Here is a 14,180-nt window from a genome sequence, read left to right on the forward strand (position 1 = left end):
AATCCTGTGTCAGAGCTAGGTGCTTTGCTAAAAAAAGCTCGAGAAGAAAAAGGATTTTCACTGGATGAGGTGCAAGAACAAACCAAAATAAGAAAACGGTACTTGGAAGCTCTGGAAGAAGGCGATTTTGATGTTTTGCCAGGCAAGTTTTATATAAGGGCTTTTATAAAAAACTACGCAGAATTTGTTGGACTCGATGCTGATGAAGTACTGAAGCACTACCAGGTTGAGGTGCCTGAGCCGGATATGCCTGTCACTGAAACATTGCCCGCGCGCAAGCCGCGCAGGATGCGCTCGGCCAGATCGGAACGCTTTGGAAAAATTGGTTTTACGGTTTTGCTATGGGGCTTTTTGCTGCTCGTCATTCTTGTCATCTATTATTATAATGTGAATACCGAGAGCAAGCCTCCCAAGGAAACGGATTCTACGGCGATTACAGACAATAGTGAAAGTGTCGCAACCCCAACGCCATCACCTGATCAAGCAACGCCAACACCGACGCCATCTCCTACTCCGCCACCGCCTGTCACATTGACTTTTGTTGAAAAAAGCGGCAAGGACGATCTGTTTTCTGTTTCACCAGTCAAGGAAAGCTATGAGTTGAAGGTTACAAATAGCGGTGATGCAAGCTGGCTTGAAATATATGATAACGGGAAGAATGGTACGAGATTGTATTACGCCAACATTAAAGACGGTGAGGAAGAAACGTTTAATGTAAAGGGCGATGTCTATTTGGTGCTTGGTCGACCGGCTAATTTGGAAGTAAGGCTGGATAACGTTGTTATTGAGGATGGCGATAACAATAAAGGCAGCAAACGAATTTTACTTCAGATGCAAGGGACAGACACGACAGCAGAATAGCTGTCGTTTTGTTTGAAAGGAGAATGAACGATGAGCGAATATTCATTTGATATTGTTTCCAAGGTGGATTTGCAGGAGCTGAGCAATGCTGTTACGCAAGCGGAGCGTGAAATCGCGACGCGCTTTGATTTTAAAGGCAGCAAAACGCAAATCTCGCTTGATAAGGATGAGCTGACGATTGCAAGCGATGACGATTACAAGCTGAAGGCGGTTATTGATGTGCTGCTTGGCAAAATGGTCAAGCGCAATGTCCCGACGAAAAATTTGGATTATGGCAAAATAGAGGCTGCTTCTGGCGGTACGGTAAGACAAAAAATAAAAATTCGCCAGGGCATTGAGCAGGATATTGCGAAAAAAATCAATACGGCGATCAAGGATTCGAAGCTTAAAGTGAAAAGCCAAATTCAAGGCGATCAGCTGCGCGTATCCGGCAAAAACAAGGATGATTTGCAGTCGGTAATCCAGCTGCTGCGCAATGCGAAGATTGACATAGATTTGCAATTCATCAATTTTAGATAGATAATAATAGCATACTGAGCGATAGGGTTCTGAGCAGGCGGTTTGAATGCGGATGAACATTAATGGAGGGAAAACGTTGAATTTAGCTAACAAAATTACGATAGCTAGAATTTTTTTAGTGCCTGTCATTTTATTTTTCTTACTCGTTCGATTTGATTTAGGCTCACTTGCCATTTCTGATATGAACATATCATACGCGCAAATTATTGCTGTCCTGATCTTTATTATTGCAGCAAGCACGGATGGGCTGGATGGCTACATAGCCCGGAAAAATCAGCTGGTAACGAATTTAGGCAAGCTGCTTGATCCATTAGCTGATAAGCTGCTTGTTGCTTCGGTGCTAATTGCCTTGGTGGAGATGGATAAGCTGAGCGCGCTTGTCGCGATAGTCATTATCTCTCGGGAATTTGCGGTAACGGGCTTGCGTCAAATTGCGCTGCTTGAAGGCAAGGTAGTAGCTGCAAGCCAATGGGGCAAGTGGAAAACAGCAACGCAGATTACAATGATTATTGTAATTTTGCTCAACAATTTTCCGTTCGAGCTCATTCATCTGCCATTCGATCTTATCATTTCCTGGGTAGCGGCAATTATTACGCTATATTCGGGCATTGATTACTTTGTTAAAAATAAATCTTTAATACCTGTAGAATAATAGGATGCACGCTCTCTGCTGCCAGGGAGCGTGCATCCTTGACTTTTCATCTATCATTTTAAGGGGTGCATTTATGAAGGCTGAAATTATAGCGGTAGGGACCGAAATGCTGCTTGGTCAAATTGTAAATTCCAATGCGCGAGATATTTCATTGAAGCTGGCTGAGCTTGGCATAGACGTTTATTTTCAAACGGTGGTAGGCGATAACGCTGCTCGTATCGAGCAAGCAATCAATATAGCCCGCTCACGCGCCAACCTGCTCATTTTTACAGGCGGTCTAGGCCCGACGCAGGATGATATTACGAAGGATGTTCTCGCCGCTTATTTAGGCCGTCAGCTCGTTATAGACGAGCCTTCCATGATAAAAATAAAAGCGTTGTTTGAAGGCCGCGGCGTCGAGATGGTGCAGAGCAACATCCGTCAGGCTCATTCCATTGAAGAAGCAGCGCCGCTAGTTAATGAAGCGGGGCTTGCGGTCGGCAACGCGCTGTTCGAAAATGGAACCTACTATATACTGCTGCCGGGGCCGCCAAAGGAAATGAATACTATGCTCAATGGGCCGGTTGTTGCCTGGCTGCGCGATGCGCTGGGGCAGGAAAAGCCTCTATATTCCAGACTGCTGAAATTCGCAGGCATAGGCGAGTCGAACCTTGAGGCGAAGCTGCTGCCGCTTATTGATGGACAAAGCGACCCGACGATTGCTCCTTATGCCAAGGAAGGCGAGGTGTCGTTGCGTGTTTCCACCAAAGCGGGCAGCGAGGAGGAAGCGGCAATCAAGCTGAATGCGACGATCGCGCAAATCAAGGGCATTGTAGGCGAGCATTTGTATGCTGAAGAGGATATTCCGATTGAGCGGCAAATTATTCGCATGCTGCAAAGCAAAAACTTTACGCTTGCTTCTGCCGAGAGCTGCAGCGGCGGACTGTTTGCGCAATTGATTACGCAGGTTCCGACAGGCTCCTCCTGCTTTGTAGGCGGAGTTGTCACCTATACGAACCAGATGAAGCACAAGCTGCTTGGCATCCCGATGTCTCAGCTTGAAGGAGAAGGCGCACCGGGAGCGATTAGCAGCTCAACGGCCAAGCTAATGGCGGAAAATGTGCGCGAGCTGCTTGATTCTACCTTTGGCGTGTCGATCACAGGCGTAGCTGGCCCGGGAACAAGCGAGGGCAAGCCGGTAGGCCAAGTATTTATTGGCCTGGCAGAGAGGGGCAAGCCGACCGAGGTGTTTGAGCTGAAGCTGACCGGGGATCGCGCCTCCATTCAGCTTAGAGCAGTAAAAAGCTTGCAGTTCCGCCTATGGCAGGCGATTAAAGCCCATGGTGTCGAGCTCAGCTGAGCAAGTATTCGGGAAACGGTGCGGACAGCAACAGGGAATTGTACATTGCAGCAATTTACGCTATAATATGGCTACATGGAAGAACCGTGGCGAGACTTAGTCTATGCCACGGTTTTTTTGTTTAAAATAGATCTTCTAAAGTGACGGAGGGTGATCGTTCGAAAAAATACGAATGTGTGTTCGAAAAAAGTGTTGGCAAGAACTGAGAAGTAAGGTATGATACTAATATAATCATTGAAGGATGTGAATTTCGTGAGTGATCGTCGTGCAGCATTAGACAATGCGCTTCGTCAAATTGAAAAGCAATTTGGTAAAGGCTCTATTATGAAATTGGGTGAATCAACACATATGCAAGTTGAAACCATTTCCAGTGGTTCGCTTGCTCTTGATATTGCGCTAGGAATAGGCGGCTATCCGCGCGGCCGTATTATTGAAGTTTATGGTCCTGAATCGTCAGGTAAAACGACCGTTGCCCTGCATGCGATTGCCGAGGTGCAAAAAGCAGGCGGACAAGCTGCTTTCATCGATGCGGAGCATGCGCTTGATCCGCTTTACGCGAGCAAGCTGGGCGTCAATATTGATGAGCTCCTGTTATCACAGCCGGATACTGGTGAACAGGCGCTGGAGATCGCTGAGGCGCTTGTACGCAGCGGTGCAGTAGACATCGTCGTTATCGACTCGGTTGCGGCGCTTGTGCCTAAGGCTGAGATCGAAGGCGATATGGGAGACTCTCACGTTGGCTTGCAGGCTCGTTTGATGTCTCAAGCATTGCGCAAGCTTTCAGGCGCAATTTCCAAATCAAAAACGATTGCGATTTTTATTAACCAGCTTCGTGAAAAGGTTGGCGTTATGTTCGGCAACCCGGAAACGACGCCTGGTGGACGAGCGCTCAAGTTCTACTCCAGCGTGCGTCTGGATGTTCGCCGCGTTGAAACATTGAAGCAAGGCAATGATATGGTTGGTAACCGTACGCGCATTAAAGTTGTAAAAAACAAAATGGCGCCTCCATTCAAGCAGGCTGAGATTGATATTATGTACGGAGAAGGCATCTCCAGAGAAGGCAGCATTATTGATATCGGTGTCGAAATGGACATCGTGCAAAAAAGCGGCGCCTGGTTCTCGTTCGGCGGTGAGCGCTTGGGACAAGGACGCGAGAATGCCAAGCAATTTTTGAAGGATCATACGGAAATAGCGTTAACGATTGAAAATCAAATTCGTTCTTCCTATGATATGAGTGCTGCGCTTCAGACGAAGTTTACGGATGATGACAGTGAAGAAGAGGATTTGGAAGAATTATTTTAAGCTTCCTTAAACGAACCATATGAATCGCCGTTCTTTAACAGGAACGGCGATTATTTGTATAGATGAGAACATAATGGGCTTATTACGAGGAGTGAGGTTGCTGGATAATGGATGAGAATGCAGAAAAGGTTATTTCTTCAATTAAGGTTGATCGCAGGCAAGGAAAAATGTACAGCGTATATGTTGAAGCGCTTCCCGAGCCGCTTGTCGTACATGAAGATATATTTATTTCCTATCAATTAACGAAAGGGCGAGGTTTAACTTCTTCATTAATTGACGAAATTAGAGAAGAGAATGCAAAATATATGGCATATATAAAAGGCATTCGCTATCTTGGCACACGAGCCCGCAGCAGCTACCAGCTTGCACTGCATTTGAGACGGCAGCAGTTCAGCGAGCCGCATATCGCTGAGGCGATTGCTCGCTTAAAGGAAGAAGGGTACGTCGATGATCGCGAATATGCCAGCAGCTACGTGCGCTCGCGGATTGGCAAACAAGGCAAGGGAAGGTTGCGAATCGCTCAGGAGCTGAAAGGACAGGGCATTTCCAGTCGCATCATTGAACAAACGCTCGCCCAGCTCGATGAGGATGAAGAAGTGGAGGCTGCTTACGAGGCAGCAAGCAAAAAAATGCGAAGCTTGCACGGAGAGCCCGCTGAAAATAGTCGAAAATTGCTGCAATTTCTTATGAGACGAGGATATTCGGGAGCTATATGCCGAAAAGTTATGCAAATGCTAGAAAAAGAGGATATAAATAGGTTAGAAGTGGATATAAATAGGGAATTGCTTGACAATTGATTTTGCGAACAGATAAAATGAAGGAGTATTCCTAAAAATTTTGTTTCAATTTTACTTCCAAGAATTGATGCAAAATGTTTTATTTTTCGTCAAATGGCGTAATTGAGACGGTATGGAAACCGGTTAAAAACCAAATAACATCCCAAGCAATGCCTTGGTGTATGCAACAAGGAGGTGAACGAGATGAATGAGGGAATCTGGGTCCTCATCTGTATCCTTGTTGGCGCAATTTTCTTTGGGATTGGTTACATGATACGAAAGTCGATTGCCGAGGCGAAAATTTCTAGTGCAGAGCAGGCAGCTCTTCAAATCGTTGAAAACGCGAAGAAGGAAGCAGATGCTTTGAAGAAAGAAACCGTACTTGAGGCGAAAGACGAAGTCCACAGACTGCGTACCGAAGCTGAAAAGGACATTCGTGAGCGTCGTAACGAAACACAACGTTTAGAAAGACGATTGCTTCAAAAAGAAGAATCGCTTGATAAAAAGTTAGAAACACTAGAACGCAAAGAAGAGTCTGTAGCCAGCAAGGAGAAACGAATTGAGGAAACACAGCAACAAATCGATTCGCTCTACAAGCAACAGCTCAGTGAATTAGAACGTATTTCCAACTTGACAATGGAAGATGCAAGATCGATTATTTTGTCGAATGTGGAACAAGAGGTGCGTCATGAGACTGCTCAAATGATTAAAGATATTGAGCAGCAAGCGAAGGAAGAAGCTGATAAAAAGGCTCGTAACATTATTTCACTTGCGATTCAGCGCTGTGCGGCTGATCATGTAGCGGAAACAACGGTATCGGTTGTAACGCTTCCAAATGAAGAAATGAAGGGACGTATTATCGGACGTGAAGGTCGGAATATCCGTGCACTGGAAACATTGACCGGTATCGATCTAATTATCGACGATACACCGGAAGCGGTCATATTGTCTGGCTTTGATCCAATCCGACGTGAAATTGCACGTACTTCACTAGAGAAGCTTGTTGCGGATGGACGTATTCATCCTGCGAGAATTGAAGAGATGGTTGAAAAGTCACGCAAGGAAATTGATGATCGTGTACGTGAATATGGAGAGCAGGCCACTTTTGAAGTAGGTGTACATGGTTTACATCCAGATTTAATCAAAATTCTTGGTCGCTTGAAATATCGTACAAGCTATGGTCAGAATGTGCTTAAGCATTCAATGGAGGTTGCTTACTTGACGGGCCTAATGGCTGCTGAGCTAGGCGAGGATGTAGTGCTGGCAAGACGTTCAGGTCTGCTTCACGATATTGGTAAGGCACTTGATCACGAGGTGGAAGGCTCACACGTGGAAATTGGTGTTGAGCTAGCTAAGAAATATAAAGAGCATCCAGTAGTCATTAATAGTATCGCATCACATCATGGTGATACAGAAGCAACATCCGTTATTGCAATGCTTGTTGGCGCTGCCGATGCATTGTCGGCTGCCAGACCTGGTGCGCGTCGCGAAACATTGGAGACGTACATTAAGCGTTTGGAAAAGCTTGAAGCGATTACAGAATCATTTGATGGTGTTGAGAAATCTTATGCGATCCAGGCTGGTCGCGAGGTTCGTGTAATGGTTCAACCTGACAAAATTGATGACACAGAAGCATTCCGTCTTGCTCGTGACATTACGAAGAAAATTGAAAGCGAGCTAGATTATCCAGGACATATTAAAGTAACGGTCATTCGTGAAACGCGTGCCGTGGAATATGCTAAGTAAGAATGCTCATAGGGGAGTGGCTGATATTAAACAGCCACTTCTCTATTTTTAGCCTTATAGAGGTAGTTCGAAATTCCGACTTTGATGACGATGCGTTGCTTCGTAGCTTAGTCGACGGCGAAGCTTGAACGCTAGCGAAAACTGCGGTGCTCACGTAGCTAGTGCCTACGCTGCGCTCCTCGTTTTCTACTAGCGTCCAATCTTCTTGGTCCTGAAAGACGAAATTTCGAACTTTTATTTAAAGTGATAGTTCAAAATTCCGACTTTGATGACGATGCGTTGCTTTGTAGCTTAGTCGACGGCGAAGCTTGAATTCAGCCGAAATTTACGGTGCTCACGTAGCAGGAATCTACGCTGCGCTCCGTAATTTCTAGCTTCATCCAATCTTCTTGGTCCTGAAAGCCGAAATTTTGAACTTTTATTTAAAGTGGTAGTTCAAAATTCCGACTTTGATGACGATGCGTCGCTTCGTAGCTTGGTTGATGGCGAAGATTGGATATAATATAAAGGATGGTTGCAATGAAGGTATTGTTTATAGGCGATATTGTGGGGAGTGTGGGCAGGGATGCGGTTAAGCAGGTGTTGCCTGCGTTAAAGGCGAAGTATAATCCCGATATTATTATCGCTAATGGTGAAAATGCGGCAGCTGGGCGAGGCATTACGCGCACGATTGCTAACGATTTTTATGATTGGGGCATTCACGGCATTACGATGGGCAATCATACCTGGGACAATAAAAATATTTTTGAGTGGATGGATGATGAGCCTCGTATTGTGCGTCCAGCTAATTTTCATCATTCCGCGCCAGGCAAGGGCTTGGCGATTATTTCGGCTAATGGCAAGAAGCTGGCGATTATCAATATACAAGGCAGAACTTATCTTCCACCGATCGACTGCCCGTTTACGACGGCTGATCGTCTAATTGAAGAGGCACGCAAAGCAACGCCTCATATTTTAGTCGATTTTCATGCCGAGGTTACCTCTGAAAAAATTGCCATGGGCTGGCACTTGGATGGCAAGGCGTCGGTTGTTGTAGGCACACATACGCATGTACAGACGAATGATGATACGATTTTGCCTGGAGGGACAGCATTTATTACAGATGTCGGGATGGTTGGCTCCAAGGAAGGCGTGCTTGGCATGCAAAAGGACGCAGTGCTGCACCGTTTTCTAACAGGAATGCCGTCAAGATTTGTAGTAGATGAAGGAAAATGGCATTTTCACGCCGTTGTTGCCGACTTGGACAGCAAAAGCGGGCGTGCCAATAAGCTGGAGAAAATAAGATTAACGGAAGAATCATGGCTGCTTATGCAATAAGCAGCCATTTGTTATATGATCCCCGTAAGTCATAGCTCTAGCTTGCGGAAGCTCAAGCAGGAAGTTGTGTCTATGCAAAATTCAGAATAATTGCAATTATTAAAATTCGCTGTGCAGGAATCTTTCTCGATTTCACGAATAGTTATATTAAAGTAAAGTCCATCAAACATTCCAGGGGAGGTTCTTAACATGGATGTATTAAAAGTTTCAGCCAAATCTAATCCGAATTCAGTAGCAGGGGCATTAGCAGGCGTACTAAGAGAACGTGGCGCAGCTGAACTGCAAGCTATTGGCGCAGGGGCTTTGAATCAGGCGATCAAAGCAGTTGCAATAGCCCGTGGATTTGTTGCACCGAGCGGAGTAGATTTGATTTGTATTCCTGCATTCACTGATATTGTTATTGATGGAGAAGATCGTACGGCGATTAAGCTTATCGTTGAACCTAGATAATGAAGCTCGTCAAGGTGAATTGGCATAGACGATTTCTATAATAACATTGGCCTGTTTACTTCAGGGTAAACAGGTTATTTTGCTTGAAATAAAGGAGGGAGACGCATTGCGAAAAATCGATTTTCATTGTGATGTCATTAGCAAGCTGCTCGTTGAGCATGATTTGGATTTTCATAAGGAGGATTTTTCCTCAAGGCTGGATGTCACATTGCAGTCGTTGCTTGATGCCGACTATATGATTCAAGTGTTTGCAGTGTATATCCCGTCGGATCACCCAAAGGATCTGATTACCATTATGAAAAGCATAGAAATTTTTTATGAGCGGATTGCCAATCACCCCAATATGATCGTAGTCGACTCTGCGATTGATGTTGAGCGCTGCAAGGCGACGAACAAGGTCGGCGCTATTTTGTCGCTGGAAGGCGTTGATGGGCTGCAGGGACATCTGTTTTTAACCTCCTTGCTCTACCGGCTAGGCGTACGCTTTGCCGGACTAACCTGGAATGCTATGAATTGGGCAGCGGACGGAGTATTGGAAGCTAGCGGTGCAGGGTTGTCGAGTCTCGGCAAAGATTTTGTGCGTCAGTGCAATAAGCTGGGAATTACAATTGATGTTTCTCATTTGTCAGAAAAAAGCTTCTGGGATGTCGTAAAAATTAGCAGCAAGCCTGTCATTGCTTCGCATTCCAATGCAAAAGCGATATGCAATCACCCCCGCAATTTAACTGATGAGCAAATTATAGCGCTTGTGCAGAAGCAGGGGCTAATCGGCATAACCTATGTGCCGTGGTTTGTCGTAGAAGGTAAGCAGGCAAATGTGACAGATTTGTTAAAGCATATCGAGCATATGCTGTCATTGGGTGCGGAAAATCACATTATGCTTGGCTCCGACTTTGACGGAATCGACCAACATATTGAAGGATTAAGCTCTCCACGAGATGTGAACGGGCTCGAGCAATTGCTGCTGCAATACTATAGCCGGGAGCTTGTTGAGAAAATTATGTGGCGCAATGCCTACCAATTTTTGCTGCGGAATTTGAATCCGCGGCGTTAGGGCGTGTCTGAAAACACGCCCCAGCTCATTTTTGAAAATTTTATGCTTATTTTCATGATTGCTTGTTCTCAACTTTCAAACAGTGGTATGATTAAGGCGTATGAAATAGATCATATGCCTTTCGTGCATCGGTGCGAAAGAGAGAACCTAATATTGGAGTGTAAAGAGAAATGGAGAAAAAAATACCTGTAGGCGTATCAGCAAGACATATTCATCTATCCCAGGAGCATGTAGAAGTGTTGTTTGGTAAAGGCTACCAACTAACAGAATTCAAACCATTATCTCAACCTGGTCAATATGCAGCCAATGAAACTGTAGCCGTTGTAGGTCCGAAGGGATCTTTTCCAAAAGTTAGAATTTTAGGCCCTGCACGCAAGGCGACTCAGCTTGAAGTATCTCGTACAGATTCATTTGCGCTTGGCGTTAAAGCGCCTGTGCGTGAATCAGGAGATATTGCGGGATCAGCTGGCATTACAATACAAGGCCCAGCTGGCGAGGTAACGATTGAAGAAGGCGTTATTATAGCAGCCCGCCACATTCATTTTCATACCTCCGATGCGGAAAAATGGGGAATTGCCGATAAACAAAAGCTGCGTGTACGTGTAGGCGGCGAGCGCGGCGTTATATTCGAAAATGTAATCGCTCGTGTTTCGCCAGATTTTGCGCTCGATATGCATATCGATACCGATGAAGCGAACGCAGCAGGTGTGAACAACGGAGATACGGCTGAAATTATAGATTAGGCATGTCCTAAGACACAATTGAACTTATGCTGGAATAAAATCCTCTTATGTGATGAATGCTATGGACATTTATCGCAAAGAGGATTTTTGCTCGTTCAGTTTTTTGTTAGTCCCAATTAGTATCATTACATACAGATGATAGTGTTAAACGAGCAACTATATGGGAGGAAGAAGCAACGATGAAGCGAAAAGGACTAGCCACTTTGCTTGTGCTGATCCTGTTGGCAGGCTGCAGTTCGACAAATTCTGCGCCGCCGATCACTGATCGCTACAAGGAAAGCACAGCAAATGAACAGCATGGCAATTTGACACAATATGAAGGTGAACCTAGCCGCGTCGTCAAACATGTATATACGACAGCTCGCAAAATGGCATTAAGCTTTGAGGGGCTGCCAGATAAAGACAAGCTTAAGCAGGTGCTTGATGAGCTGGATCGCTATCAGGCAAAGGCTACATTTTTTGTTACTGGAATGCGAGCAGCTGAGGAGCCGGAGCTGCTGAAGGAAATTGAAAAGCGCGGTCACGAGGTGCAAAGCTTGGGCTTGAAGCGCCATAACTATAATGACAGCACGTATCAGGAAATGGCTCAAACGATGCAGCTTGGCAAGCAAACGATTGAGCAAGCTTTGGAGCATGAGCTGCAATATGTGCGTGCGGTTACGTCTGAGCCGAATGAAATGCTTGGCCTCGCTGCAGCATATTCAGGCTATGATGCGGTCATCGGCTACAGTCTGTTTTTAAAGGATAGCGATTTGGACGAGCAGTTCACTTCCGCCAAGGATCTTCGCATCTTTATTACCCGCGGCGGCATTGTATGCATCGATTTGGAGCGCAATTCACGCATTGATGAGCTGCTTGCCCTGGTGCATGAGGCGGTTAGCGAGGTCGGCTATGAGCTTGCTACGGTGTCTGCTGTCATGCAGGATGAGCTGGAATATAAACCGTTTGATGAAATTGAAGGCGGAGATTTTGCGAAAATCAACCCTGCCACTGCGGATACGACCTATACCGTCGTGGAAAATGGTGATCGCTCTATCAACGAGGTTTCGTTGACAATCGACGACTGGGGAACCGACTATACCGTTACCCAAATCATTGACATCCTTACGGAATATGACGTTCCAGCTACCTTCTTTGTTCGTGTTAACGGTGCGGAGCGCAATCCTAGCTTGGCTCGCTCGATTTTGGAAGCGGGCTTTGAGGTAGCTAACCATACGTATTCGCATCCGGTCATTACGACGATTAGCGATGAAGAGCTGCAGGAGGAGGTTGTAAAAGCGCATCAAATTTTAACCGAAGCGCTGCAGCAGCCGCCGCTCAAGCTGTTCCGTCCGCCGACTGGAGCTTTTGATGAGCGCTCGGCTCGTACCGTCGCGGCAACCGGCTATACGACGATTGCCGATTATGATTTGACAACGAAGGACTGGGATAATACGAATGACGCCCACGATATTTTGCAAACGGTGCTTGACAATGTGCAAAATGGCAGCATTATTTTGATTCATATGCTGGATGATATTCATACAGTTGAAGCATTGCCGCAAATTATCGAGGAAGTGCGCGCACGCGGCTATACCTTCGTGCCAATGAGCAAAATGGTTGAGGATGCACAGAAGCAATAGGCTGCTGGCCGATTGCTCGGGAGGACTGCTCGGCAGCTCCTGAAGCGGCTGGAGGGCATTTCTTTCCGAAGCGAGCGATAGGGTGATTCAGAACTGTCAGGTTCACTGACTTCTGGATCACCCTTTTGTTCATTTTAGGGTCTATACTGTATGCAGCTACTAATGTATGATATAATGGTACATTGAGACTATCAGTATGGAAAAAGTGCATAAATAGAAACGATAATTAAAGGGAAGTGGATATATATGTCAAAGGAAACGAAAGATTACTCCAAATACTTTGACTTCTCCGATGCAAAGTTGATTAGTGAGGAAGACGGCAAAAAGACATATCGCATTAAAGGACGCAATATCCAGATCAATGCTGCGCCAGACCATCGTGAAGAGAAAAAGCGGGGCAAGCAGGACGTGCAGGTGCATTACGACTTTTCAATTCCGGAAGAGATGAAGCAATTCGGTCGCGGCAGACATTATCTGATCTATACGTATGGCTGTCAAATGAATGAGCATGACACCGAGGTTATGAAGGGCATGTTCGAGGAGATGGGCTATACTGCAACGACAGATCGCAAGGAAGCGGACGTTATTCTGCTAAATACATGCGCGATTCGTGAAAACGCAGAGGAGAAGGTATTTGGCGAGCTTGGCCATCTTAAAGGCTTAAAGCTTGAAAAGCCCGATCTCATTCTCGGGGTTTGCGGCTGCATGTCTCAGGAGGAGACAGTCGTCAACCGCTTGCTGCAGCGCCACGGCTTCGTCGATCTTATATTCGGCACGCACAATATACACCGCTTGCCGCAGCTGCTGCACGATGCGTACTACAGCAAGGAGCTCGTCGTTGAGGTTTGGTCCAAGGAAGGCGACATCATTGAAAACATGCCGAAAAAACGCGACGGCATGCGGGCATGGGTTAACATCATGTACGGCTGCGACAAGTTTTGCACATACTGCATCGTGCCTTATACGCGCGGCAAGGAGCGCAGCCGCCGTCCTGAGGATGTCATTGCCGAGGTGCGCCAGTTGGCAAGAGAAGGCTATCAGGAAGTGACACTGCTTGGGCAAAACGTAAATGCTTACGGCAAAGATTTTGAGGATATTGATTATCGCTTCGGCCATTTGATGGACGATATTTCCAAAATAGATATTCCGCGCATTCGCTTTACGACGAGCCATCCTCGTGATTTTGACGATCATTTGATCGAGGTGCTTGCCAAAGGCGGAAATCTGGTCGAGCATATCCATTTGCCAGTGCAGTCCGGCAGCTCGACGATTTTGAAGCGAATGAGCCGCAAATACAATCGCGAGCAGTATTTGGAGCTGGTCAGAAAAATTAAAGCAGCGATTCCGAATGCAGTGCTGACGACTGACATTATTGTTGGCTTCCCTGGCGAGACGGAGGAGCAATTTGAAGAAACATACAGCCTCGTGAAGGAGGTTGGCTTCGATTTTGCCTTTAGCTTCATCTATTCTCCGCGTGCTGGTACACCAGCAGCAGTTATGGAGGATGATGTTCCTGCGGAAGTGAAGAAGCAGCGCTTGTACCGCTTGAATGAGCTGCTTGCCAACATTTCCAGACAAAAGAACGAAGCTCTGCTCGGCCAAGAGATTGAGGTTTTAATTGAAGGTGTAAGTAAAAACAATGACAAAGTATTGTCTGGTCGTACACGTTCCAATAAGCTTGTTCATATTGAAGGGCCAGCGGAGTGGATCGGCAAGCTGATCCACGCGAAAGTAACGGTAGCCCAAAGCTTTTATATTAAAGCCGAGCCGATTGAAAGTACGTTAATGACAAACTAATA

The 14,180-nt window shown here is 46.0% G+C and carries 13 protein-coding genes; all 13 read left to right on the plus strand.

All coding sequences use genetic code 11. The features are described from left to right. The first annotated feature begins 6 nt into the window (after window positions 1-6). A complete protein-coding gene (locus KJS52_RS01305) occupies window positions 7-861 on the plus strand; it encodes a helix-turn-helix domain-containing protein (RefSeq protein ID WP_213512836.1) in 855 nt (284 codons plus the stop codon). Between the two features lie 30 nt (window positions 862-891). Beyond that, complete coding sequence (locus KJS52_RS01310) at window positions 892-1,380, plus strand: YajQ family cyclic di-GMP-binding protein (RefSeq protein ID WP_213512837.1); 489 nt, start codon at window positions 892-894, stop codon at window positions 1,378-1,380. A 76-nt stretch (window positions 1,381-1,456) separates the two neighbouring features. Further along, window positions 1,457-2,032 (plus strand): CDP-diacylglycerol--glycerol-3-phosphate 3-phosphatidyltransferase, encoded by a 576-nt coding sequence (pgsA, locus tag KJS52_RS01315; RefSeq protein ID WP_213512838.1) that lies wholly within the window; start codon window positions 1,457-1,459, stop codon window positions 2,030-2,032. Window positions 2,033-2,105: 73 nt separating this feature from the next. Beyond that, the gene (locus KJS52_RS01320; RefSeq protein WP_213512839.1) at window positions 2,106-3,371 is read left to right on the plus strand and encodes a competence/damage-inducible protein A; all 1,266 of its coding nucleotides are present in this window, start codon (window positions 2,106-2,108) and stop codon (window positions 3,369-3,371) included. Window positions 3,372-3,623: 252 nt separating this feature from the next. Beyond that, the gene (recA, locus tag KJS52_RS01325) at window positions 3,624-4,673 is read left to right on the plus strand and encodes a recombinase RecA (RefSeq protein ID WP_213512840.1); all 1,050 of its coding nucleotides are present in this window, start codon (window positions 3,624-3,626) and stop codon (window positions 4,671-4,673) included. 107 nt (window positions 4,674-4,780) lie between these two features. Further along, window positions 4,781-5,470 (plus strand): regulatory protein RecX, encoded by a 690-nt coding sequence (locus tag KJS52_RS01330; RefSeq protein WP_213512841.1) that lies wholly within the window; start codon window positions 4,781-4,783, stop codon window positions 5,468-5,470. A gap of 183 nt (window positions 5,471-5,653) precedes the next feature. Next, complete coding sequence (gene rny / locus KJS52_RS01335; protein ID WP_213512842.1) at window positions 5,654-7,195, plus strand: ribonuclease Y; 1,542 nt, start codon at window positions 5,654-5,656, stop codon at window positions 7,193-7,195. Window positions 7,196-7,714: 519 nt separating this feature from the next. Further along, entirely contained in the window at window positions 7,715-8,512 is a 798-nt protein-coding gene (locus KJS52_RS01340; protein WP_213512843.1) for a TIGR00282 family metallophosphoesterase, read from the plus strand. Between the two features lie 189 nt (window positions 8,513-8,701). Continuing rightward, window positions 8,702-8,962 carry a stage V sporulation protein S gene (locus tag KJS52_RS01345; RefSeq protein WP_025335291.1) on the plus strand — a complete coding sequence of 87 codons (261 nt, stop codon included), beginning with the start codon at window positions 8,702-8,704 and terminating at the stop codon, window positions 8,960-8,962. A 106-nt stretch (window positions 8,963-9,068) separates the two neighbouring features. Then, complete coding sequence (locus KJS52_RS01350) at window positions 9,069-10,016, plus strand: dipeptidase (RefSeq protein WP_213512844.1); 948 nt, start codon at window positions 9,069-9,071, stop codon at window positions 10,014-10,016. Between the two features lie 170 nt (window positions 10,017-10,186). Continuing rightward, on the plus strand, window positions 10,187-10,759 hold the full coding sequence (pduL, locus tag KJS52_RS01355; RefSeq protein ID WP_213512845.1) for a phosphate propanoyltransferase: 573 nt from the start codon (window positions 10,187-10,189) through the stop codon (window positions 10,757-10,759). Between the two features lie 179 nt (window positions 10,760-10,938). Next, a complete protein-coding gene (locus KJS52_RS01360) occupies window positions 10,939-12,381 on the plus strand; it encodes a polysaccharide deacetylase family protein (RefSeq protein WP_213512846.1) in 1,443 nt (480 codons plus the stop codon). A 246-nt stretch (window positions 12,382-12,627) separates the two neighbouring features. After that, complete coding sequence (gene miaB / locus KJS52_RS01365; RefSeq protein ID WP_213512847.1) at window positions 12,628-14,178, plus strand: tRNA (N6-isopentenyl adenosine(37)-C2)-methylthiotransferase MiaB; 1,551 nt, start codon at window positions 12,628-12,630, stop codon at window positions 14,176-14,178. Window positions 14,179-14,180: the final 2 nt, after the last annotated feature.

It is taken from the genome of Paenibacillus montaniterrae (genome assembly GCF_018403185.1).
GTDB classification, from domain to species: Bacteria; Bacillota; Bacilli; order Paenibacillales; family Paenibacillaceae; genus Pristimantibacillus; species Pristimantibacillus montaniterrae.

What these genes read in the sequence shown, in the direction of transcription:
- KJS52_RS01310 (WP_213512837.1), top strand. Translation starts at nt 892, where the DNA reads ATGAGCGAATATTCATTTGATATTGTTTCCAAGGTGGATTTGCAGGAG.
- KJS52_RS01320 (WP_213512839.1), top strand. Translation starts at nt 2,106, where the DNA reads ATGAAGGCTGAAATTATAGCGGTAGGGACCGAAATGCTGCTTGGTCAA.
- KJS52_RS01330 (WP_213512841.1), top strand. Translation starts at nt 4,781, where the DNA reads ATGGATGAGAATGCAGAAAAGGTTATTTCTTCAATTAAGGTTGATCGC.
- rny (WP_213512842.1), top strand. Translation starts at nt 5,654, where the DNA reads ATGAATGAGGGAATCTGGGTCCTCATCTGTATCCTTGTTGGCGCAATT.
- KJS52_RS01340 (WP_213512843.1), top strand. Translation starts at nt 7,715, where the DNA reads ATGAAGGTATTGTTTATAGGCGATATTGTGGGGAGTGTGGGCAGGGAT.
- KJS52_RS01345 (WP_025335291.1), top strand. Translation starts at nt 8,702, where the DNA reads ATGGATGTATTAAAAGTTTCAGCCAAATCTAATCCGAATTCAGTAGCA.
- pduL (WP_213512845.1), top strand. Translation starts at nt 10,187, where the DNA reads ATGGAGAAAAAAATACCTGTAGGCGTATCAGCAAGACATATTCATCTA.
- KJS52_RS01360 (WP_213512846.1), top strand. Translation starts at nt 10,939, where the DNA reads ATGAAGCGAAAAGGACTAGCCACTTTGCTTGTGCTGATCCTGTTGGCA.
- miaB (WP_213512847.1), top strand. Translation starts at nt 12,628, where the DNA reads ATGTCAAAGGAAACGAAAGATTACTCCAAATACTTTGACTTCTCCGAT.